This window comes from Aeromonas sp. EERV15 (genome assembly GCF_900079845.1).
GTDB lineage: Bacteria > Pseudomonadota > Gammaproteobacteria > Enterobacterales > Aeromonadaceae > Aeromonas > Aeromonas sobria.
Genome location: NZ_FKKY02000192.1, coordinates 1 through 419, shown reverse-complemented (window position 1 = coordinate 419; position 419 = coordinate 1). Strand labels below are relative to the sequence as shown.

The window sequence follows — 419 nt, the reverse complement described above, 5'->3', positions numbered from 1 at the left end:
ACGACCAGCAGTGCTGACTACAGCGCCAGCAAGACCACGGTCGCGGTAGGCGAGGTGTTCAGTGCCAAGGCGGTGAACGACGCGCTGGCGGACAACGGCGAGCAATTCAAGGTCAGCCTGAATGGCGGCAGCTTCAGCGAAGCGGGCAAGTACGAGAAGGTGGAATACAGCGACGCCACCGTCACCACCACCATCACTGACGAAACCGGTAATGATCCGGATGTACCGGGTGACAACGACACCGCCTTCACCCTGAAACTGTTTGCGGTGGATGCGGAAGGTCAGCTGGTCGACAGCTCCACTGTGTCGGAAGAAGGCGAAACCAGCGCGTACTACGTGGTGCGCGCGGTGGATGCCAACGGTACCGTGCTGGCGACCCAGCCGGGCGGCAACGTGAGCGTGAGCTTTGGCAACCTGGG

The 419-nt window shown here is 61.8% G+C and carries 1 protein-coding gene; it reads left to right on the top strand.

Annotated elements, in window-relative coordinates:
* Nucleotides 1-419, top strand: a 419-nt coding sequence (locus tag BN4575_RS22265; RefSeq protein WP_176716481.1) for a hypothetical protein, incomplete at both ends; no start/stop codon positions are given.